This window comes from Bradyrhizobium sp. CCBAU 11357 (genome assembly GCF_028128865.1).
In the GTDB taxonomy this organism is placed as follows: domain Bacteria; phylum Pseudomonadota; class Alphaproteobacteria; order Rhizobiales; family Xanthobacteraceae; genus Bradyrhizobium.
The window spans coordinates 215,742-237,095 of sequence record NZ_LBJW01000103.1 but is presented as its reverse complement, the minus strand read 5'-3'; the positions used below and the strand labels follow the sequence as shown (position 1 = coordinate 237,095).

24 protein-coding genes and 1 pseudogene are annotated in these 21,354 nt (G+C 62.5%); 14 read left to right on the top strand and 11 right to left on the bottom strand.

The window, feature by feature from the left end; all coding sequences use genetic code 11:
* Positions 1–214 precede the first annotated feature (214 nt).
* From XI05_RS21870 to XI05_RS21845, 6 genes are all read right to left on the bottom strand, one after another.
* Positions 215–1,429 carry a mandelate racemase/muconate lactonizing enzyme family protein gene (locus XI05_RS21870; protein WP_271505454.1) on the bottom strand — a complete coding sequence of 405 codons (1,215 nt, stop codon included), beginning with the start codon at positions 1,427–1,429 and terminating at the stop codon, positions 215–217.
* A 142-nt stretch (positions 1,430–1,571) separates the two neighbouring features.
* Complete coding sequence (locus XI05_RS21865; RefSeq protein WP_271505452.1) at positions 1,572–2,858, bottom strand: NRAMP family divalent metal transporter; 1,287 nt, start codon at positions 2,856–2,858, stop codon at positions 1,572–1,574.
* A 149-nt stretch (positions 2,859–3,007) separates the two neighbouring features.
* Complete coding sequence (locus XI05_RS21860; RefSeq protein ID WP_025037635.1) at positions 3,008–3,193, bottom strand: hypothetical protein; 186 nt, start codon at positions 3,191–3,193, stop codon at positions 3,008–3,010.
* 151 nt (positions 3,194–3,344) lie between these two features.
* On the bottom strand, positions 3,345–3,971 hold the full coding sequence (locus tag XI05_RS21855) for a hypothetical protein (RefSeq protein WP_271505450.1): 627 nt from the start codon (positions 3,969–3,971) through the stop codon (positions 3,345–3,347).
* A gap of 25 nt (positions 3,972–3,996) precedes the next feature.
* Complete coding sequence (locus tag XI05_RS21850) at positions 3,997–4,317, bottom strand: hypothetical protein (RefSeq protein ID WP_172785466.1); 321 nt, start codon at positions 4,315–4,317, stop codon at positions 3,997–3,999.
* Positions 4,318–4,464: 147 nt separating this feature from the next.
* Positions 4,465–4,662 (bottom strand): hypothetical protein, encoded by a 198-nt coding sequence (locus tag XI05_RS21845; protein ID WP_172785465.1) that lies wholly within the window; start codon positions 4,660–4,662, stop codon positions 4,465–4,467.
* Between the two features lie 129 nt (positions 4,663–4,791).
* Here XI05_RS21845 and XI05_RS21840 point away from each other — a divergent pair, with 129 nt between their 5' ends.
* A complete protein-coding gene (locus XI05_RS21840; RefSeq protein WP_172785464.1) occupies positions 4,792–5,019 on the top strand; it encodes a hypothetical protein in 228 nt (75 codons plus the stop codon).
* A 288-nt stretch (positions 5,020–5,307) separates the two neighbouring features.
* Positions 5,308–5,499 carry a Myb-like DNA-binding domain-containing protein gene (locus tag XI05_RS21835; RefSeq protein ID WP_271505448.1) on the top strand — a complete coding sequence of 64 codons (192 nt, stop codon included), beginning with the start codon at positions 5,308–5,310 and terminating at the stop codon, positions 5,497–5,499.
* An 87-nt stretch (positions 5,500–5,586) separates the two neighbouring features.
* Here XI05_RS21835 and XI05_RS21830 read toward each other — a convergent pair whose 3' ends face one another.
* Positions 5,587–5,850 carry a DUF3551 domain-containing protein gene (locus XI05_RS21830; protein ID WP_257187447.1) on the bottom strand — a complete coding sequence of 88 codons (264 nt, stop codon included), beginning with the start codon at positions 5,848–5,850 and terminating at the stop codon, positions 5,587–5,589.
* Between the two features lie 323 nt (positions 5,851–6,173).
* Between XI05_RS21830 and XI05_RS21825 the strand changes: the two genes are divergently transcribed.
* From XI05_RS21825 to XI05_RS21810, 4 genes are all read left to right on the top strand, one after another.
* Complete coding sequence (locus XI05_RS21825; RefSeq protein WP_271505445.1) at positions 6,174–6,530, top strand: hypothetical protein; 357 nt, start codon at positions 6,174–6,176, stop codon at positions 6,528–6,530.
* Between the two features lie 845 nt (positions 6,531–7,375).
* Positions 7,376–7,660, top strand: coding sequence for a hypothetical protein (locus XI05_RS21820; protein ID WP_271505443.1), 285 nt, complete (start codon positions 7,376–7,378; stop codon positions 7,658–7,660).
* Between the two features lie 761 nt (positions 7,661–8,421).
* Positions 8,422–8,670, top strand: coding sequence for a hypothetical protein (locus XI05_RS21815; protein ID WP_260371741.1), 249 nt, complete (start codon positions 8,422–8,424; stop codon positions 8,668–8,670).
* Between the two features lie 129 nt (positions 8,671–8,799).
* Positions 8,800–9,069 (top strand): DUF6894 family protein, encoded by a 270-nt coding sequence (locus tag XI05_RS21810; protein WP_271505441.1) that lies wholly within the window; start codon positions 8,800–8,802, stop codon positions 9,067–9,069.
* On the opposite strand, the gene XI05_RS21805 is transcribed toward XI05_RS21810, so the two are convergent.
* The 3 genes from XI05_RS21805 to XI05_RS21795 all read right to left on the bottom strand — a co-directional run bounded on the left by XI05_RS21805 (position 9,063) and on the right by XI05_RS21795 (position 10,141).
* A complete protein-coding gene (locus XI05_RS21805; RefSeq protein WP_172785458.1) occupies positions 9,063–9,287 on the bottom strand; it encodes a hypothetical protein in 225 nt (74 codons plus the stop codon). The genes XI05_RS21810 and XI05_RS21805 overlap by 7 nt on opposite strands.
* Entirely contained in the window at positions 9,284–9,484 is a 201-nt protein-coding gene (locus tag XI05_RS21800) for a hypothetical protein (protein ID WP_212255394.1), read from the bottom strand. Before XI05_RS21800 ends, XI05_RS21805 begins: the two co-directional genes overlap by 4 nt.
* Positions 9,485–9,964: 480 nt before the next feature.
* Positions 9,965–10,141: a hypothetical protein gene (locus XI05_RS21795; RefSeq protein WP_271505439.1), complete on the bottom strand. Its 177-nt coding sequence runs from the start codon at positions 10,139–10,141 to the stop codon at positions 9,965–9,967.
* 370 nt (positions 10,142–10,511) lie between these two features.
* Here XI05_RS21795 and XI05_RS21790 point away from each other — a divergent pair, with 370 nt between their 5' ends.
* The 3 genes from XI05_RS21790 to XI05_RS21780 all read left to right on the top strand — a co-directional run bounded on the left by XI05_RS21790 (position 10,512) and on the right by XI05_RS21780 (position 14,280).
* Positions 10,512–11,288 carry a DUF4261 domain-containing protein gene (locus XI05_RS21790; RefSeq protein WP_271505437.1) on the top strand — a complete coding sequence of 259 codons (777 nt, stop codon included), beginning with the start codon at positions 10,512–10,514 and terminating at the stop codon, positions 11,286–11,288.
* 370 nt (positions 11,289–11,658) lie between these two features.
* Positions 11,659–12,306 (top strand): imm11 family protein, encoded by a 648-nt coding sequence (locus XI05_RS21785; RefSeq protein WP_271505435.1) that lies wholly within the window; start codon positions 11,659–11,661, stop codon positions 12,304–12,306.
* 378 nt (positions 12,307–12,684) lie between these two features.
* Positions 12,685–14,280, top strand: coding sequence for an AHH domain-containing protein (locus tag XI05_RS21780; protein WP_271505432.1), 1,596 nt, complete (start codon positions 12,685–12,687; stop codon positions 14,278–14,280).
* A gap of 129 nt (positions 14,281–14,409) precedes the next feature.
* Here XI05_RS21780 and XI05_RS21775 read toward each other — a convergent pair whose 3' ends face one another.
* On the bottom strand, positions 14,410–15,930 hold the full coding sequence (locus tag XI05_RS21775) for an FAD-dependent monooxygenase (RefSeq protein WP_271505429.1): 1,521 nt from the start codon (positions 15,928–15,930) through the stop codon (positions 14,410–14,412).
* Between the two features lie 712 nt (positions 15,931–16,642).
* On the opposite strand from XI05_RS21775, the gene XI05_RS21770 reads away from it, so the two are divergent.
* From XI05_RS21770 to XI05_RS21750, 5 genes and pseudogenes are all read left to right on the top strand, one after another.
* Positions 16,643–16,981, top strand: a complete 339-nt coding sequence (locus tag XI05_RS21770; RefSeq protein WP_442869304.1) for a hypothetical protein — start codon at positions 16,643–16,645, stop codon at positions 16,979–16,981.
* A gap of 113 nt (positions 16,982–17,094) precedes the next feature.
* Positions 17,095–17,715 (top strand): annotated as a pseudogene (locus XI05_RS39555) (PBSX family phage terminase large subunit); the annotation flags it as partial.
* A gap of 422 nt (positions 17,716–18,137) precedes the next feature.
* A complete protein-coding gene (locus tag XI05_RS21760) occupies positions 18,138–18,566 on the top strand; it encodes a GNAT family N-acetyltransferase (protein WP_271505461.1) in 429 nt (142 codons plus the stop codon).
* A gap of 217 nt (positions 18,567–18,783) precedes the next feature.
* Positions 18,784–20,052 (top strand): CaiB/BaiF CoA transferase family protein, encoded by a 1,269-nt coding sequence (locus tag XI05_RS21755; RefSeq protein ID WP_271505421.1) that lies wholly within the window; start codon positions 18,784–18,786, stop codon positions 20,050–20,052.
* Between the two features lie 89 nt (positions 20,053–20,141).
* Positions 20,142–21,347 (top strand): acyl-CoA dehydrogenase family protein, encoded by a 1,206-nt coding sequence (locus XI05_RS21750; protein ID WP_271505418.1) that lies wholly within the window; start codon positions 20,142–20,144, stop codon positions 21,345–21,347.
* The last annotated feature ends 7 nt before the right edge of the window (positions 21,348–21,354 follow it).

Below are 21,354 nucleotides of genomic sequence, written 5' to 3'. Positions count from 1 at the left end.
TCTAAAGCGCGATGAAATGAGGCTTGATCCCGCAACGACGGAGGTGCGCTCCCTCTCCCGCTTGCGGGAGAGGGTTGGGGAGAGGGTGTTGCCGCATTGGGATAATCCCCTAGAGGGGAAAGCCCTCACCCGCGCCTACGGCGCGACCTCTCCCGCAAGCGGGAGAGGTTGCACCGAGCCCGTGGCGATCGATGCGACCTAAAGCGATTCCGCTCTAGCTCTTGCGCCCGTAATTGAGGAGCCCGCCACTCGTCTTCGGCGGATGGGCCCGCAAGGCTTCCTCGTTCGGCTCGGTGCCCCAACCCGGCCGGTTCGGGATGATGAGATGGCCGTTCTCGATCTCCGGCTCGTGCGTGAACAGCTCGCGATCCCACGACAGACGATCGATGTCGATCTCCATGATGCGCAGGTTCGGCACCGCGGCGCAGAAATGCGCGTTCATCATCGAACAGAGATGGCCGTAGAAATTGTGCGGGGCGACGTTGACCTCGAAGGCTTCGGCCGCCGCGGCGATCTTCATCGACTGCCAGACCCCGTTCCAGGGCGTGTCGATGATCGCGACGTCCATGGCCTGCGCCTGGAAATAGGGCAGGAATTCACGCAAGGAGAGCAGCGTCTCGCAGGACGAGATCGGGTGCGGGCTTTGCCGGCGGATATAGCCGAGGGCTTCCGGATTGAAGCTGTCGATCTCGACCCAGAACATGTCGAGGTCGGATATGGTGCGCAGGATCTTCAGATAGCCTTCGGTCTTGGCGTTGAAGTTGCAGTCGAGCAGGATGTCGACGTCGGGGCCGGCACCGTCGCGGATCGCTTCCAGGTGCATGTGCAGGTCGCGCAGGATCTTGCGGTCGACGTTGATCTCGGGCGCGAAAGGTGAGCCGAAGCCGGGGCGCCAGCCGGTGGGCTTGCCCTGGTCATAGGAGAAGATGTTGGTCTTGAGCGCGGTGAACTTCTTCTCGCGCACTTCGCGCCCCATCGCCTTGACGCCGTCGAGGCTTTCGATCGCCGGCTTGTACCAGGACGGGAGATTGATGCGCCAGGTGGCGCAATGCGACCAGTAGACCCTGACGCGATCGCGGATCTTGCCGCCGAGCAGCTCATAGCAGGGAATGCCGAGCGATTTCGCCTTGGCATCGAGCAGCGCATTCTCGATCGCTCCTAGCGCTTGCGCCACCACGCCGCCGGCCGCGGGACGCGTTGCCGCGAACAATTCGGCAAAGATGCGCTCGTGCTGGAAGACGTTTTGCCCGATGACCCGGGCGGAGAGGCGCTGGATCGCGGAGCCGACGCCGGGCGAGCCAAAACCCTCATCGAATTCGCTCCAGCCGACGATGCCGTCCTCGGTCGTCAGCTTGACGAAATGATAGTTTCTCCAGCCTGCATCGCAGGCGAGGATCTCGAGGCTTGTTGCTTTTGATGATTTGGTCATGTCGCTCCCTACTCGCCCGGCCGGGCTTCTTTTTTTCGGCCCGATCTCAGGCCGGGCCCGGACCGCATTGTTAGGCCAAGCGCGGGGCGGCGGGAAGGGCGCAGCGATGCAACGCGGGAGCGCGTCCGAAGCAGCGCTTGCGTCAGCCAATCACCGACGAGCCGAGCAAAGCGAGAACGGCGAGCGCCATCAGCGCGGTGCCGAGCCAGCCCAGCGCGATCAGCCAGGAGCGGGCCCTGAAGCGGCCCATGATCGCGCGGCTCGAGACGATCAGCATCATCATCGCCATGATGGGGACGGCGACGATGCCGTTGAGCACCGCGCTCCACACCAGCATGTGGATCGAGTCGATGCCGGTGAAGCCGAGGCCGAAGCCGATGAGGGTTGCCGCGGCGATGATGGTGTAGAAGCCCGCCGCTTCGTCCGGCTTGGCCTCCAGCGTGGCGCGCCAGCCGAAGATCTCGGCAACGCCGTAGGCGGCCGAGCCCGCCAGCACCGGGATCGCGAGCAGGCCCGTACCGATGATCCCGGTCGCAAACAGGGCGAAGGTGAAATCGCCCGCGAGCGGCCGCAGCGCTTCGGCCGCTTCCGTCGCCGAGCCGATATTGGTGACGCCGTTGGCGTGCAGGACCGATGCGGTGGTCAGGATGATGAAGAAGGCGATGCCGTTGGAGAGCAGCATGCCGGAGATGGTGTCCGTCTTGATGCGGTCGAGCTCGTGACCGCCGCCGCGCTTGAGCTCGCGAAGCGGCTTGTCGCGCTTACCCTGGTTCATCTCCTCGACCTCCTGCGAGGCCTGCCAGAAGAACAGATAGGGGCTGATGGTGGTGCCGAGCACGGCGACCACCATCAGGAGATAGTCGCTGCTGACGTTCACCTTCGGCCACACCGCGGCGAGCAGCGCCGTGCTCCAGGGAATTTGCACCGTGAAGGCGGTTGCGACATAGGCGAACAGCGCCAGCGTGAGGAATTTCAGCACCGGCGAATAGCGGCGATAGGGCAGGAACACCTGCAGCAGGGTCGAGCCGGCCGCGAAGATCAGCGCGTGCTCGTGGTTGAGGCCGCCGATCACGAGCGAGAGCGCCTCGGCCATCGCGGCGATGTCGGCGGCGATGTTGAACGTGTTCGCGGCGACCAGCATCGAGACCAGCGCCAGCACCGCCCAGCGCGGCGCCACCCGCATGACGTTGGCAGCGAGGCCCTTGCCGGTGACGCGGCCGATCTGCGCGCTGACGAGCTGGATCGCGATCATGAACGGCGTGGTCAGAAACGCCGTCCACAACAGACCGTAGCCGAATTGAGCGCCGGCCTGCGAATAGGTGGCGATGCCGGACGGATCGTCGTCGGCAGCTCCGGTGACGAGGCCGGGCCCCAGCCGTTGCAGCAGCGTCGGCGCGGATTTCGTCGGGGTGAGGGCGCTGTCGCTCATGAACGGGCTCGAACGGGTGCGGACGTCATCTTTAGCAAATGCGAATCGGGGAACATAAGTTCCCGCTGCCGGCGTCGGCGGCTGATTTTCGAAAATGCTAAGTGAGTTTGCTCCGTCGGGCAAAACAGGGCTATATTGCCATCATCGGCCTACTTGATGCTGACGAACATGCCCCAGGCGGCGGCCAGCGCGGCGCCGGTGAAGAGCACGACCGGATTGTTGCAGAACGTGCTGCCATAGCTGCAAACGTCCGCACCGAACTGGCCGAGCTCGTGACGGCTCGCGGAATAGAACAGTCCCGACAGCACCAGCAATGCAGCGGCGACGTAGTACATGGGAGATCTCTCCGGCTTGCCCCGTCCAGGCGACATGTCCCAGCATGAGGCGAAGAGATTTCACTTCGCCAAATCCGCTTTGCGGCATTTGAGATAAAGTCGAAAAAGGCCCCGCATCGCGGGGCCTTTTGTCGTGTCGGGCTTTGCTGCCCTATCGCCGCGAGCCCACGCCGTAGAGTTCGCGCTCGCGGCCGATATCCTCCGGCGACAAGGGCGGGCTGGCGGCGTCGAAGTCGGTCCAACCGGACTTCTGCCAGGCGGCGCTGCGCTCTTGAAGGTTGACCGATCGCTCGTGCAGGAGCGCATCAAGGCGCGCGCGGTCCTGGTCCGGCACCTTCGCGGACACCAGCGTGCCGCCGCGGCGGACGCCCTCGGCATAACGCGATGCGTCTTCCCTGGAGACACCGGCCTCGGTCAGGGCGCCGATGATTCCGCCGGTGGCCGCGCCGGCAGCCGCGCCTGCCGCAGTCGAGGCGAGCCAACCGGCCGCGACCACTGGGCCGAGGCCGGGGATGGCCAACAGGCCAAGACCCGCGAGCAGGCCGGCGGCGCCGCCGAGCCCGGCGCCGATGCCGGCACCCGTGCCGGCGCCTTCGGCGCGATCGTCGACGCCGTCGCGGTCACGATCGACCTTGCCGCGCGAGGCGCCGTACCAATTGTCCGAATTGTTGGCGACGAGGCTGATGTTGGAATGCGGCACGCCGGCGCTTTCGAGCCGGGCCACGGCCCGCTCGGCATCGGCGTAATTGTCGTACAGGCGAGAGATGGTGGTCGTCATGTCTGGATCTCCTTCACTTCGCGGATTACTTGGCGGGGTTGACGTTGCCCTGGAAGTCGACGCTGACGTCGGTCTTGGTGCCGGCCTTGTCGGCCTTGCCGCGCCAGACGCCGTTGTCGTCCTTCTGCAGGCCCGAGACGTTGGAATATCCCGCGCCCTCGATCCGCGATTTCGCCTGTCCTTCGGTGAAGCTGTTGCGGCCCGCGACCGGTGCGTTGGAGTTGTTCTGGTCGGAGCTGTTGACCGCGTTGTTGCCCGGCCCGCTTTGCGCCGGCTGCGACTGGGCGCCCGCGGGCACCGAACCAAGCAGCAACAAGGTTGCGGCCAGCACTGTCAGACGTTTCATGTTGTTGTCTCCTGCAAGTGATTGTGCCGGCGACAACAGGTGAGATTCGAATTGGTTGCTGTCGTTTTGGAGGAGTTTGCTGCGGCGCTTTGTCGTGACGATGTCAAGCGAGCTGCGTCCGCCGCGTCTGGCGTGCGTCCGACGCTGCTACTTTGAAGATTGCACAGACTCGGCCTGGCCCTTGGTGGGCTCCCACGGCGCCGGAAGGATCACGCGAATGGGGCGGGCTTCGGTGGCGGTTTGAACCACCGGTGGAGCCTGATCCTTGACGGGCTCAGCCAGCGCCACGCTGATCAGCGCAGCGAGCACCGCCAGGGAAGTCGTCACGAGCCGCAAGTCGAGCATCGAAGCCTCCTGTTCGCGCACCAACGCAATCAGGCGGAATTGGTTCGGCGGATGACCGGGAACAACTGGCAATTAGTCGGGTTTGTAAAAAACACGCCTGGATCGACCGGGCTACTGGAGGAGGACAACGTGAATATCAAAGCAATCATTGCTGCCGCCGTGCTGACGTCAGTTGCGGCCCCCGCGTTTGCGCAAACGTTCTACGTGGTTCAGGACGTCAAGACCAAGAAGTGCACAATCACCGAGTCGAAGCCGACGACCACGGAAACGACGGTCGTCAGCGGCGACACCGTGTACAAGACCAGGTCGGAAGCCGAGACCGGCATGAAGTCCGTCAAGGTCTGCACCTCGAACTGAGGAGGCAAGCGATGCCCGTACTTCTGCTTTGGGCCGTCCCGGCCGTGATCGTTCTCGGCGGCGGCATCTATCTGATCGGCCACATGCACTGAGACGAAGGTCTCACCCGAGCCTTGCGCTCGAAACCAGGCCCGCGCGGAGCGATCCGTCGCGGGCTTAACTTTTGCTAAGTTCACGTTGCGAAGCCCGTGCTATGGCCCGTCCGCCACGCGTGGCCAAGGAATAGGAACTTGGTCCGTTCCGGACGATTGTCGTCGCACTTGAATGACGGGTGAGCCAGCTCCGACCATGCAATCACGCTATCCCTTGCTGAAGAGGTGGACAGCGGACGAGCATGAGCGGCTGAAAGCGCTGGCCGAAGCCGGACGCCGGCCCGACGAGATTGCCGCAGAGCTCAACCGGAGCGAAGCGGCGGTGCGGGTGCGGGCGTGGCAGCACGGCATCGCGCTAGGCACCGGCACGACGAAGCGCGGCAAATAGCGCGCGCTGGTGCGTGGACTCGACACCGCTCGGTCAGCGGCTCGATGTCTGCTTTACCCGCGACGCGGCGGCCTCGCGCTGAACGCTTCACGATCTCGGCGCGCACCGGCGCCCGCGAGAGTCACACGCGGTCGGGGGCGGTGCCTGCTGCTGGAATCTCACGCGCGGATTGATATCGCAATAGCTGGTCCACCGTCCCGATGCCGAAGCCAGGCACTGCTCCCTCGTCTCATACATGCACTCGCCGGGAGGGCCAGCATGGCCACCGAAGACGCACCAGGGATAGTCGCGGGCGTTTGCTGCTGAAGAAAGCCCCATCAGCAGGACCCCAATAAGCAAAGCGAGTCGCATTTGACCCTCCATCATTTAGAGCCGACGGATTAAAGAACATCCCGGAAAGGGGTGGAGCCTCAAAAGGCAATCCGCAGGCCGCCAGCCATCAACCAAGGAGATGTTGTTTCTTCGTGGTGCAGGCACAGCGACCGCAGGAGGTGAATTGCCCCTCCTGACGGTCGGCAACAGGCGAAGGCGGGAGGGCCCAACGGCGGAAGTCGCTACTTCGCCTATTCAATCGCCTGGTCGTCGCAGGCCGAATGTTGATTCAAGTCAATGGTTATCCCCACGCTTGGAGATCAATGGCCCCGGATGCCGCTTGATCCTAACAGGAGATGAGCATGCGGATATTCGCTCTCGCTGCTGTGCTGAGCCTGACGCCGGCTACGGCCTTCGCCGTCTCCGACTGCAGAGTCACCGGTCACCCATCTGTGTTTGGCGTGGACATGACGGCCTACTTCGCGGTCAAGTCGGGCGAAACGTGCAATTTCCCGATGCGAATTCCGGGAGCGATGCAGAGCTCCGGCGTGTCCCAGAAGCCCGCGCACGGGAAGCTCATTCAGGTCAACGTAACGACATTCAGGTACACCGCGGCATCCAACTACAAGGGCACCGATACGTTCGCCATCTATGGTGAAGGAAAGGGTCCATACGGCTCTGGCAAATCGGTCATGACGGTGAATGCAACGATAGAGTAGCAGCTGCGAACGGGTGATCGGAGGGCCGTTGGCAAGTCACGATGTCTGCTGCAGCGCAAGACCGATGAAGCTTTCTCCAGCAGATGTTTTCCGCCTGACCAACGCAGCCGACATTCCTTCATGGGTAGCGGCCCCCTGCACGCATGCCTCGTCCTTCGAGACGGCGCTGACGCGCCTCCTCAGGATGAGGCTCATCGGCGTCGGTGGTGAAACTGCAACCACGTACTCCGGCCTCATCCTGAGGAGCCCGCCTCACGCGGGGCGTCTCGCAGGATGGCACAGCGCAAGCTCTCAAATGTGATGGCCTGCTGTCCAAGGGTGAGACGCAACCCATGCCTTGCGGCCGCAAGCCTACAGGCGGGGGAGTTTAAGGAAGAGAGAAACGGGTCGTGATCGGCCAAAGCCGGGATCTGTGTTCGATTGTGTACACAAGTCGGCCGAAGGCGCGGCGCAGCCCGATTTGCCGACTTCAGCCGGCGCCCGCCCATCCCGAGCCAACGTTCGCCGAATTTCGATAGCGTTTTCGAAGAACTTCAATATTGCAGATACCATCTGCTCGCAACCTCATAACTGTTCGTCAATCGCTTTGGCGCAAGGTCTCGAGCAAGGGCATTAAAAGGTGTGGCCACGGCCGCGATGGCCCGGGCTGGTCCGAGTTAGCCTGACCGGATGTTTCTCGCGTAGCTGTATTATTCGTTTTTTTCTTCCGATGACTTTCAGCGCAGAAGGTCATGATGGTCGACGCGCACCAGAGATTTGCGACGATGTCGTCAGTGCTCAGATTTCGACAGCACAACAACAAGAGGTCTCAGACTAGACCCCCGAGTCCGAGGCTGCCCGACATTTTGGCGAACATCGGCGCTCTGTTGTCGCAGGTTCAAGCGCTCGACATTCGAACAACAGACGACATCCGCCAGGCCATCTTCCTTCTTGAGCTCGCGAATGGCTGCATCCGATTGATTGTCGGGCAGACAACACTGAATGAAACAACCAGGACGATTTTGCTGGCTCAGTCGGCGAGGATCGATTTCCTCATTGCAGAGACGCGCCGGCAGGCGTCGCGTTTATCTGGACCTGATGAGACAGGGCGCAAGGCGGACGCAGAGAACCGGCTTGGCGGTTCGCAATGAAACGGGATCGCGCGGTCGCTGAGACTGGCAAGCTTGTTGTCGGCACCCGTTTCAAGATGAGCGAGCTTGGGATCATTCAGTTCCCGGCGTTGGCCAGCAAGACGGGAAGGGTCATCGAAATCAGCAATCGCACGGCTGGCATAACGGTGCTGTTCGATGGTGCCGCCAGACCGACGGTCCTGGACCGAAGTTACATAGCCCCTCTGTCGGAGCGTCCGTTACCGACGGAGAACCCTTGCTGACTTGTCCTGATCACGCGTCCACCATGAAGGCATCAAAACCAAAGCAATGGGCCGACCAGGAGCTTCGACGGCTGGTCAAGCTCTCTCAGCGGGGAGTTGGCGTATCGAAAATCGCCACGGAACTCGGCCGCCACGCCGGGTCGGTGAGGCGCATGGCGCGAGCAATGGGCGTACTGGTCAGGAAGTAGTGAACTGCGATCGTTCTTGCCGCGGATTGCACATGCGAGATGTTCAGCGTCTACCTCAGATGCGAAACGAACCATTTCGAAAGACCCTGCTCGCTCGTTCGGCTCGATGCGAGGTGCAGCCCGCCGACGAAACACGCTTGAAACAATGCTGAAACCAGATCGTCCTGAACTCGGCGCCCGCCGGCTCCGACCAACGTAGCGAAACGGAGAGAACAATCATGATCCAGATCGGTTCGAAGGAAGAAGTCGCGCTGCTGCTGGCGCTGTTCGGCACCCATACCCAGAAGGTCGAGCGGCCGAAACCGAAATCGCAGCAAAGGTGAGAGACGCCATGCCCGGTTTGGCCGAATGCCAGAGCCTGCTACGGCTCCTGATCGCCAGGGGCGATCCCAAGGCCATCCCGCTTGCCAAGGGCGCCATCGACCAGTTCCTGAACACGGCGCCGGTGAGCATGCGCGGGCGCGGCCTGCGCGTGCTGCAGCGCGACGCGCTCGACCAGCACGATGTCGCGGTCGGCGTGCAGCGCTCGTTCGCCGAGACGGTGGACGCCTATATCGAGCGCAAGCTCGCGGAGGAGTGAGCCGGCGCTTCCGCCCTGATTGCGAGCCCGCCCGGCGTTCCCGGAACCTGCTGATTCCAAGCGATTTTTGGCGGTCCGTTAGAAACCTTCGCTCGTCATCTGCACTATAAAGGGCGGAGGATAACGGTCATGACGCGATATTACTTTGACCTTCGCGACGACAAGGGAATTGCTCTGGACGAGGAGGGCCTGGAATTGTCCGGCCCGCGCGCAGTTCAGGCCGAGGCCGCCAAGTCGGTTGCCGACTTTGCGCGCGATGCGATGCTCTCGGCGGGGCTCACCGGCGACCGCCAGGAGATGGCGATCGAGGTGCGCGATGCGAGCGGCCCGATCATGCAGGTGAGGTTCAATTTCCAGATCGAAGATCTTAGGTCGCAGCCGCAGTCACGCGGTCATTGACGCGTCAGCGTCGGCCGGGACGGCTCGTGCAACGGCGGCCGAGACTGCTCGGAGTCCAGCACGGCGATCTTTCGGCCGAGCTGCCAGACCTCGACCTTGCCGAGCCGCGTGAACCGCTGCGCAAAGCTGAGGGCGGAGGAATCCGAGGGAGCTTCGAACGCTTCGGCGGAGCGGAAGACGCCATCCTCGCCGATGAGATAAGCGCGATATTGCATCATGTCGGCGCCCTCAGGCCGGGCGAGCGCAGCCAGGCGTCGATCTGCATGGCGGTCTCGTCCTGCCGCGCCTGGCGCAGCAGCATGTCGCGGCGGCGGCCGGGCGTCAGCGTGCGGGCTTCCTCGCGGCAGCGCGCGGCTTCGTCCGCGAGTCTTTCGGTCAGGGTTCTGGTCTGTTTGAAACGACGTCGTGTCAGCATGGCGCTGCTCCCTCGTTTGAGGTCGGGCGGGAGCGCAATCGGCGTTCTCATCACCGATCGATGCCACGGGCCTTGCGGTGATGATTTACCTTACGCTTCCGGCACAGCGGAGTCACATCATTTGATACGTTGCGCGGATTAATTTTCGCGAGAAGTTTGAGCATGTTGAGCGGTTTACTCATTATGTGTCCCGCGAGTCCTAAAGTTCAATATTGAACCAAAGCGACCTGTGATAGTTGTGGTCACATCACCGGCCGAGGCTCTGCCCGTAGGCGTCGGTGGCTGAGAGACCGAGCGCGCTCCCGCCTGCAAAGCAAGGGAGCACCGCGATGCCCGTCTATCGGCCGTTGCCTGTCGACCACGACCAGGCTGAATACATGCGCGGAATCGTGCGCGAATGCCGCGAGCTGTTGAAGCAGCCGCCACCCGATACGTTTCTGGGACGCAGGACGCACGAACCTTTCGGTCCGGGCACCGACGCTATGTCGAACGAGGAGCGTTGACCGTCAGCGCAATCGCGACCGCCGGCGAGAGGCCTGATTGCAGCGTGCGGGTTTGCGCGGCGTCGTCACAGATGGCTTGTGCAATCGCGCGCTCGCGGATCAGGGCGAGGCGAAGCCGCTCGGCTTCGCGGAGGGCGGCATCGGCGCGCGCCAACAGGGGATCGTCGGTTGATCCATGCATGGCGGTGCAACGCGGTGTATTGACGCTTGTTCCTGGTGGGGCTGCCCGGGTGTGTGGCGAACGTCGCGGCGCCCCTGAGGACGGCGCGGGGTCTTCGTTGATGTTTGCGTGAACCCCTTTTCCGCGAGTGCTATTGCGAACCGCCCTTGCAGTGCGGCGCCAATGCTGGGTCGGCCGCCAGTCCGCTTCAGAGTTTGGGTATAGCTATCTTGCGGAAATCTGGCGCGAGCGAAAAACGTCGATTGACATTGTTCTCTATTTGTTCTAATGAGGCTTTACGTTTCAACCTCTGGGCGAAAAACTAAGTTTTGGGCTCACCGGGATTTTCTGCGGGGGTTAGTTGATGAGTGGCTCGCTTCTTTCTCTGGTCCTGTTGAGCAGGCCGGTGACGCCCGACATGTCAGCAGTCGCCAAAGCCCTTCACCTCCGGCATCCGGAGTTGGCAACAGAGGCGACGAACGGTGAAGAGCCGCAACCGGCTCAAGCGAATTCGCCGCTCATCCGTTGCGGCAACGAGCTCGTTGCGGTCATGTCGATGCCGGCACCCATTCCGCAGGATCCGGGGCTGTGGGCGCGCGCTGCGCGAACCTGGCCGGAAAGCGAGGCTGTGGCAACAGACCATCAAGGCCACATCATCGTCTCGCTGCTCGGAAAAAGCCAGCAGCCGCTGGTCGCCGCGCGCCTCACGACTGCGGTCATCGGTGCGTTGATTGCCACCGTACCGGAATGCTGTGGCGTGGTGTGGGCGGGCCGGGTGGCGCGGGCTGCCGATCTATGGCTCGAAACCTCGCGGTGGTCGCTCGCACCATATCCGGACTATCCCTTCAGGCTATGGGTCGACATTCTTCCGTTCCGGTCGGGTGCAAAGATCGGAGCGATCACGATGGGCTTGTCCGCCTTCGTCGGCCGTGAGATCGAATTCGTGACCGGTAAGCTCGCGCTCCCGGCGTTGTTCGAGAAGGTGGCAGGACTTTCCGTGTATCTGATCGAGCATGGAAACGTGGTGAAGGACGGCGATACGATCGGAGCAAGTGCGAGCGAGCGGATTTCAGTGCGCTACAAGAACTCTGATGTTTTTGGAGATATGCCGGTGTTTTCTTGTACGGATGATTTTACGTAAGTGGGCATCCTCAGCAGATTGCGGCGTTGTGTGGAAGCTGTTCGAGGGCAATCGTTTGACACGTCGGGCAAAACACTGGCAGAATGGCATCATTGAGAAAGTCACGAACGGAGCTCGCGGAACGCCGCGGGCTTTATTTTTGTGTGATTCATCGTGATCTCGGCCGGGTGTCGCTGCAGGCGCGGTATTCAACGAGGCTCAGTTATGACGGACCAGAACGCGATTCCAGTTGCGAAGCGATCCAGAGCACGCAAGCGCCGCTTCTACAAAATAGGTCCCGAGTGTGGCGACAGGCCATGCTGTTGTTCGGAAGGCAGAACAGCCACGCTTCTTTATTCGCCGAGATCTCGAATAACGACGATGTGTTCCGATGAGCAGCAAGCAGGCAAAGCAGAACAAGTTCTCCTCGTTGCGGAAACGCAAATTCTACAGAATGGAGTTCTATCGAACGGGCAACCCAAGTGGTTTCGAGATCACTGATGATGGCCCCTCTCCCCTTGACCCGGGGCACTTGTCAGATTTTGCTGGGCCGACGCCATGCGTCACGTTCAATCCGCGAGGGCGTCGGCCTCTGGACTCTGAGCTCTGGTATGCATTCTGGCTGATCTCTGATCGCGCTAAGACCGTGTTTGAGGCCGTCGACCCAGAGGCGTTTTCATTCGTCGCTTGCGACGTGCAGGTTTTGAACGGGGTCTGGGATGGGCCGCGCTACTGGTTCTGCGATGTGCGTCGTGTTCTGGACGCATTGGATGAGGAACGGTCGCGGTTGACCATCGGGATTCGGGACGATCCAGGCTCTCGATATTTTGGTCAGAAAGTCTACGATTTTTGGGGTGATGTCGAACTCGTTTTCAAGGACGAATTGGTCGGCGATGCGCACGTATTCCGAATGGCGTACGCCACCCAATGTGTCATATGCGACCGAGCTCTGAAGGATGCGTGGAGGTCGGCGGGTCTCAGGGGCATGTTGTTCGAAGACGCCTCGGATCTTCCTCTGATCCCGCGCCGAAGATCTTAAAGGCGCTCTCTCCCGATTGTTGCTTGGCCCGAGCCACGATGCCTTTTCGTGGAAGATGCTCTCGCGACAATAGGTCAAACGCAGCCTCCGACCGAGATTTAGAATCCGCCGTCGTTTGTCATCGATGGCTGCTGCGTTGCTCCAGGCGCTGGTTCGGCTGTGCCGATCCGCGCTCGATGTCGTCTAAGCGCGGCTAATCGGCGGCAAAGGTCGCCGAAACTCTCAAGTGTTCATTCAGCCTCCTAACGGCGCCGAGCTGCGAGCGCAGCCGGTGCCCGTGTGCGTCGATTCCAGGGCCGAACTGCATCTCAGGCTTGAGCAGGTTTCCCGGAATCCGATCAGACGCAGTTCACCCAAACAATCCAACATCGGGGCAGCATGTCGATTTTAGCCTATCATCACATGATCTCGCAAAAGTTCGATGGTCATCGTGCGTTTGATGGAATCGATAGACAGACATTGGGAGTTTACTCCCGCGCGAATGGAATCTATCTGCCGGTGGATTATCAGCTGGCCGCAAGCATGGGCATATCGCCACATCCCGGTGGGCATACACCCCTTTACTACGGAGCGGTCAAATGCGTCCTCGATCGCATCGCTGAAATTCCCCAGCCGGAGATTCGCGCGGTAAAGATAAGAACACTCATGGATGCAATGCGCATTGGCTTCGCCAAGGGTGATCTCTACACAAACTTGCCCACCGGAAAAACTCTAGAAGATGTCAAGCAGGGTATCGAGAACGTCATCAAGAAGAACGAGTCGTATCTTGAGCGCTATCCCGACTTGCATCAACGCCTTCGGGATAGTGAGCGGAGCGATTTGCAGGCCGGGGAAGACCATCTGCTGCTATGGTCTGCAATACGGGGCGATGCTCGAAGAGAAAAACTACTGAGCGAGGCAATTGAGAGGAATCCAAACGTCAGTATCACGTCTGGAAACAAGCATCTGGGCGGGACGGGATATTCAAAGTTTACGCCAGTCGATGATGTCTTTCAGATCCCGCCGACGACCGCGGCCGATCCGGCCGATATTCCTTCGCCACCACCCTTCGTTCCTCCCTCTGTCCAATGGCTGAACGAGTCAGAAGGGTTCGCGCGAAGTGATCCACGCTTCACGAGCGGGCCGCCACCCTCTTCAGCGCCGGATCCAAATGAACAAACGCTCGGTCGGTTGCCTCCTACAACGGCCGCGCCATCGGCCCCGCTGGTGCTCCTATCCGATCCGCACTCCGGAATGCCGGATCCATATTACGAAAATCCCTTAGCGGGCGGCACACCTGTGATGCGCAATGCAGCACTTCCTTGGCTGGCTGGAGGGGTCGCGGCCGCCGTAGCTGCTCCCTTCCTTCCCGGCTGGCTGGCTGCTCTAGGAGCCATCTTAGCCGGTACGCGCTTGGCCAACGCGGAGGAAAGTAGTTCTGGCGCGACGATGGAGGCTGCTACTCCTAGCGGAGGGGTGTTCTCGACTGGAGCGCCTGCGTTCAATGCTAACGGCGATCGGCTTTACGTCGGCAGGACGAGGCCCCAGCCCGGCGAAGCCTCCTCGTTTGATCGAGAGGCGTCCGCTGGCACTTTTGCCGATCGCTTCGGGGAATGGGCCACCACCCCGGTTGGCACCATGCCCGCGAAAGATCTCCCAGTCGCCCCCACGTCTGCCGCAGGATCAGTCGCGCCCGAAGATGTCCGGCGTCTCGCCCGTGTGAATGAGACGAACGCGGGCAACGTATTCACATCGGGCAGCGCGCCAGTCCCGTATCTGCCGTCTACCGAATTCGACGAGCGGTTTGGCAGTTGGACCGCCCCGGCCGCTGGCGGCCAGCAGCCGCAACCGAGCAAGCCGATCGGCGTGTTTGCGGACGAGCCGAGCTATCTCATTCCTCCACCGATCTTCGGAGTGAACGGCCCTGTCAATCCGCACAATGACAGCGAGGAATGGTTCTCGCGCTGGATACGGCCTTTGCTTCCGCCGGAATGACCTTTGCGGCGGAGCGAGCGTCGTTTGACACGTCGGGCAAAACACTGGCAGAATGGCATCATCGAAGAATTCGGAACAAGCCCGCGCATCTGCCGCGGGCTTGTTTGTTTGGCAGCGCATGAGACGCTTTCACGCACCGCCCGGCCCGAACCACCGCGTTAGCGCCTCCGCAAGTCCGCGGCCGCTCTCCTCTCCCACCCAGGCCACATGGCCATCGGGCCGCACCAGCACGGCGCGCGGCGCGGTGACCGCTCCGATGACCGGAAGCTGCCAGGCGCCGTCGTAATCGGCATCGACGGTTGCGAGGCGATCCGCCCAGGGCGCGATGTCGATGCCGCCCGGCTTTCCGAAATTGAGCAGCACGCCGCGCGCGCCGTGCAGCAGCGTGAACAATCGCAGCGCCTGTCCGTCGACCACGAGATCCAGATCGGGCATGCGGCGTCCGAGCAGCGCGTGGCCTTCGCCGAGATCGTAAGCAATGTCGAGCCCGCTCATCATCGCGCCGAGGCGCCGGCGCGGCTCGTCCATGGCGAGCAGCTCGGCGATCACCTCGCGCGCGGCCTTGCGGCCGTCGTCGCCGCGGCGGAGCAGGGCGATCTGCGCCATGGTGTTCTTCAAGACGCGCGCGGCCACGGGATGGCGCTCGCCGTGATAGGTGTCGAGCAGGCTCTCGGGCGCGATGCCATGGACCACCTGCGCCAGCTTCCAGCCGAGATTGACCGCGTCCTGCACACCGAGGTTGAGGCCCTGGCCGCCGACGGAATGATGAATGTGCGCGGCATCGCCGGCGAGCAGCACGCGACCCCTGCGATAGGAGGCGGCCTGCCGCGCCGCGTCGGTGAAGCGGGAGATCCAGGCGGGATTGTTGACGCCGAAATCGGTGCCGTAGACGGATTCAAGCGCCGCGCTGAGATCGCGCAAGGAGGGCTCGCCATCGTGCACGAGACTTGCCTCCGTCAGCACGACCAGCACGCGCCCGCTCTCGGTCTTGCTGAGGCCGTGAAAGCCGAGCGCGTCGTGACGCAGGCCGAATTGGGGCTCTTCGCGCATCTCGACCTCGGCCATGAGGTTGCTGAGCGAAGGTTCAGAGCCGGGGAAGTCGATGCCGGCGCTCTTGCGCACCAGGCTGCGGCCGCCGTCGCAGCCGACGAGATAAAGCGCGCGCAAGCGCTCGCCGCTGGACAGGGTGACCTCGACGCCGGTCTCGTCTTCCGCAAAGCCGGTCACCTCGCGGCTCCGATAGATCGGCACCGCGAGCTCGGCCACCCATTCGGCCAGGAGGCGCTCGATGTGGTTCTGCCGCAGCGCGAGCCCGTAGGGATGGCGGGTGGGGAGATCGCCGATGTCGAGCCTGGTCCAGGCGAAGCCGGCGAGCTGGGTGATCTGCCCTTCGCGCAGGAAGCGACCCGCGATGCCGCGCTGATCGAGGATCTCGATGCTGCGCGCGTGCAGTCCGCCGGCGCGCGTCTCGACGATGTCCTGGCTCGCGCGCCGCTCGATGATTGCGACGTCAATTCGAGCCAGCGCGAGCTCGGCGGCCAGCATCAGGCCGGTCGGGCCGGCGCCGGCGATGATGACCGCATGGCCGGCGGCTGCGCGTTCTGCGCTGGTTCGGTTGCGCGACCGGGACGTCGGAAGCAGGAAAGGCATGTCGTGACCCCTCGACTGGTTGTTCGGGTCGAGGGGTCTTACGCGATCATCGGGGGCTTGAAGCAAGCCCCTTGCGCACCACATATTGAGCTGGGAGGAGGGGCTTTCCGTTTTGCGCTTCGTTTGACACGTCGGGCAAAACACTGGCAGAATGGCATCATCGAAACGAGTTTGAGTTGGCCCGCGCGGAGCAATCTGCAGCGGGCATTTTCATTTTCGCCTCGCGTGACGACAATCGCGCTTAACACTGGGTTTGACACGTCGGGCAAAACACCGGCATCATGCCATCATCGAGACGAGCTTGGTTCACCCGCGCGGGACGACATCCGCTGCGGGTTTTTTCGTCTCGATTTCGAGATCGGACGGCGGCGGCGCATTGCGGCCACGCACTCTCTTGATAAACGCGTTAGGGAGCGCCGATCGGCGCGCCGCCGTCCGAACCTATTGCTGGCCGTGCACGCGCGAACGTGCCGGCCCGCGGCGCTGGGCTCTCTGCCCGCGCCGCTGCGGTCTCCGGGTTCAACGGAGATAGGGTTCGCGCCCGAAACGATCGCGCCTCATCGCGCGATCTGCCGCGCATTTCTTTTCGAGGAGAGACGATGACCGCCTATCTGATATCGCTGGCCCTCGGGGGCCTCGTTGCCATCGTGCTGTGGGAGACGTTCTCGTGAGCGAAGAGATCGAATGCGAGCTTGAGCCTGTACCCGTCCGCTTGCCCACGCGAGGGAAGACGTCGAGGGCGCGCACGCTGACCGAGATCCGCTCGCTCGCGCGCAGCCACACCCGAACCGCCATCAGGGTGCTCGTCGGCGTCATGCGCAGCGAGGACGCATCTCCGGCCGCCCGCGTCTCGGCCGCCAACGCCATCCTCGACCGCGGCTGGGGCAAGGCCGCTCAGAAGCTGGAGGGCGGCGAAGACGGCGTGCTGGAATTGATTCACCGGATCGAGCGCATCATCGTGCATCCGGGAAGCTCGAACAGCGGTGATGCCGTCACGACGCGCGAGACGGCGGAGATGCCGATCTGCAATCGCGCCGCGATTGATCGTTGACCCGTCGGGCAAAACACTGGCAGAATGGCATCATCGAAGAAGTTGGTATCGCCCGCGCGGACGCAAATCCGGCGCGGGTTTTTGTTTGATGCTTTCGCAAACGAGCGCATCTCGTGTCCATCCTGAAAATTCCGACCGCCAAAATCTTCGAGCCGTTGCTGCAACCCGCTCGCTACAAGGGCGTTTATGGTGGACGCGGCTCGGGCAAATCGCATTTCTTCGGCGAGCTCCTGGTCGAGACCTGCCAGGCCGAGCGTGGCACGCTCGCGGTCTGCATCCGCGAGGCGCAGCGCACGCTGGCGCAATCGTCGAAGCGCTTGATCGAAGGCAAGATCGCAAGCCTCGGGCTCGGTCATGGCTTTAAGTTGTTCAGCGACAAGATCGAGACGCCTGGGGACGGGCTGATCATCTTCCGCGGGCTTCAGGATCACACCGCCGACTCGATCAAATCCCTGGAAGGGTTTCGCATCGCCTGGATCGACGAGGCGCAATCCTTGAGCGCACGCAGCCTCGCGCTGCTGCGGCCGACGATCCGCGCCAAGGATTCCGAGCTATGGGCGAGCTGGAATCCGCGACGCAAGAGCGATGCGATCGACGATTTTCTGCGTGGGCGACAGCCGGATGGTGCCGTGGTGGTGAAAGCCAATTGGCGCGACAATCCCTGGTTCCCTGATGTGCTCGAGGAGGAGCGATTGCTCGACCAGAAGCTTTATCCGGAGCGCTACGACCACATCTGGGAGGGCGAGTATGCGGGCGCCTTCGCGGGCGCCTATTTTGCCTCGCTGCTCTCGGAAGCGCGCGGGCAGGGGCGGATCGGGAAGGTTGCCGCGGATCCGCTGCTTCCGCTGCGTGCCTTCATCGACATCGGCGGCGCGGGCGCCGCGGCGGATGCCTTCACGATCTGGATCGTGCAGTGGGTCGGCAGCGAGCTGCGAGCCGATTTTCAGCACTTGCGGAGGTGGCGAAAGAGCGTGGAGCAGGCCCAGAGCTACACCTTTAAGGCGGTGATCACGGTCATTGCCACCGGTCTGATGGGTGCGGTCTGGCTCGGTGTCAAGGTCGTGCTGGGCAAATGAGCCTTCACGGCAGCGGTGACCGTCGTTCCGCGCCCGATCAAGATCTGCTGCCCCAAGATCTGCTGCCCAATGAGTGGCTCATGTACAGAATCCGTATCGTCGATGCGTTGGATGACGACGTTGCCGAGACCCTCGCCGATCTGCATCAACTAACGTTCTTCGATGCCGCGGCGCTGCCCACGTTCGACCTTGGCGCGTGGTGGCTGGCTTATCATGACGAGGACGCGGTCGCCTTCGCCGGGGTTGTGCCCTCGACGCACGTTCGAAATGGCGGATATTTCTCCAGAGTTGGCGTGTTGCAACGGCATTGGGGATGCGGCCTTCAGCGCAGATTGATGCGTGTGGTCGAGGCGAGGGGACGGCGTATCGGATGGGACAGCATCGTCTCTGATACGACGGACAACCCGGTATCGGCGAACAACTTCATTCAGGCGGGCTATCGGCTGTTCGAGCCCGAGACCCCTTGGGCCTGGGCACATACGCTCTATTGGCGGAAGTGCCTTTACTGAGCGGGTTTGCCGCCGCACGGAACGCGCCGTCTATCGGTCGAATGGCAAGTACGTGCCTGGAATGTCCGAGGACCCGGCAGCCTGGGGGCTGCCGGGTCCTTTTTGCGTATTGAAGCGATGCCGGCGTGGGACTTGCGAAGTCGGGGGCGCCGGGCTTTAAGTTTGCTCTTGCAGGAAATTCGGCGGCCATAAGCCGATGTAAGGGAGAGCGCGATCGATGCCCACCAAGCCTCAATTGCCGGTACGTGCCTCGCACGGGACGGGAGGCCCGACCGCGCTCGATGGTCTATTGGTCGTCGATTTTACGCGTGTGGTCGCCGGTCCGGCCTGCACCCAGACGCTCGCCGATTACGGTGCGCACGTCATCAAGATCGAGAATCCCGATGGCGGCGACGACACCCGCGCCTATGAGCACGCGGAGATTGGAGGCGAGAGCGCCGCCTTTCTCAGCTTGAACCGCAACAAGCGCGGCATCGCGCTCGATCTTGCCGTGCCGGAGGCGCGCGAGATCGCGCTGGATCTGATCTGCAAGGCAGATGTGGTCGTGGAGAATTTTTCGAGCGGGGTCATGAAGAAGTTCGGCCTCGATTATGAATCGGTCGCGCCGCTCAACCCGCGGCTGGTCTATTGCTCGATCTCCGCCTACGGACGCAGCGGACCTTTCGCTTCGCGGCTAGGCTTCGATCCGATCACGCAGGCGGAAAGCGGCTTCATGTCGCTCAACGGATTTGCCGACGGCCCGGCGGTTCGCACCGGCCCGCCCATCGTCGACATGGCGACGGGGATGTCCGCCTGCAATGCCATCCTGCTGGCGCTGCTGGCACGGGAGCGGCTCGGCCACGGCCAACGCGTCGAAGTCGCCCTGTTCGATGTCGCGATGGGGATGACCGGATTTTATGGGATGGCCTACCTCATCAACGGCGAAAACCCCGGCCGGTTCGGCAATTCGCCGAGCGGGTCTCCCACCGTCGGCGTCTACGAAGCCTCTGACGGACCGCTCTACATGGCCTGCGCCAACGACCGGCTCTACCGTCGGCTCGTGGTCGAGGTGCTGAACCGGCCCGATCTCATCACCGATCCGCGGTTTGCGACGCGCAAAGCCCGCTCGGAGAACAAGGAGCTCCTGCGGGCAGCCATTGCCGAAGTCTTCGCCAGCGATACGCTCGAAAACTGGATGGCGAAGATGAAGCTGGCCAATATCCCGGTCGGCTATCTCCGGACGGTCGAGGAGGGCTTCAACGCCCCCGAGGCTCGCGAGCGCCATCGCGTGAACCGGATTCCGCACCCGACAGCAGAATGGGTGCCCAACATCGAGCCGCCGATCACAATGAGTTTGACGGGCGCGGTCGATCCCGTCGCGGCACCTCTGTTGGGTCAACATACGATGCAGGTCCTGCAGGATACGCTCGGCTACGACGAGCGTCGGATCGCGGATTTTGCCGAAAAGGGCGCCTTTGGCGCGGTCAAGCCTCCGAAGTCGACTTGAGGCACTGGCTCGGCTTGATTTGGAAAAGGTACCGCCGCATAAATGTGTGAAAGCGAGGGACACGAATGGCGCCTGGCCAGGAGCCGAGCATGACGCAGCCCGCAGGCCTGCAAGCCGGCGGAGAGGTCTATGCGTCAATGATCGCGAAGGCTCGGGCGCTCCTGCCGCAATTGCGTGAGCGAGCGGCGCGGACCGAGGAGCTGCGGCATCTTCCTTCGGAAACCGAAAAGGATCTCCACGACGCCGGCCTGTTCCGGATGCTCCAGCCGGCCCGGATTGGTGGCGCTGAGCTCGACTATGTCGCTCTGGTCGATTGCGCCGAGCTGCTCGGGCAGGCGGATGCGTCGGTCGCCTGGAATCTCGCCAACCTGGCGAGCCATCACTGGATGCTCGGCATGTTCGAGCCAAGGGCGCAGGATCTGGTCTGGGGCCGCAATCCGGATACTTTGATCGCATCCTCGTTCATCTTTCCCGCCGGACGCGCGACGCGGGTCAAAGGCGGATACCAGTTGCATGGTAGCTGGCCATTCTCCTCGGGCGTTACCTCCTGCGACTGGAATATGCTTGCGAGCGTGGTCTATTCCGACGACGATGCCGACGGCATCGAGTATCGAATCTTTCTGCTGCCGAGCGGCGATTACAAGGTGCTGGACACCTGGAACGTCGCCGGACTTCGCGGGACAGGGTCTTGCGACGTCGAGGTCAAGGATGCCTTCGTGGCTGACCATATGACCGTCGCCGTCGGGGACCTCTCAGGTGGCCCGACGCCGGGAAGCGCGGTCAATCCGAATCCGCTGTATGCGCTGCCGGTCTTCTCACTGTTTCCTTACGTCCTCTCCGGTGTCGCGCTGGGGAATGCACAGGCGTGCCTCGACGATTACACGGAGGTCGCGCGTCATCGCGTTTCGACCTACAACCGCGCCAAACTGAGCGATTTTCAAAGCACGCAGATCAAGATCGCGGAGGCCTCGGCCAAGATCGACGCTGCGCGCCTGATCATGCGGTCGGCCTGTCTCGATGCCATGGAGGATGCACGGGGCGGCCAAATCCCTGACATGGCGACCAAGACCAGATATCGCCGTGACGGATCCTTTTCCGTGAATTTGTGCACGGACGCGGTCTCGATGCTGTTTGCCGCCAGCGGCGCGCGTGGTCTGTTCACGAGCGGCGTGTTACAGCGGCAGTTCCGCGATGCGCACGCGATCAACTCACATCTCGCATTCAACTTCGATGCGGCCGGGACCAACTACGGACGGGTGGCCCTCGGCCTGCCCTCCGAGAATCTCACGCTGTGAGGCCGGC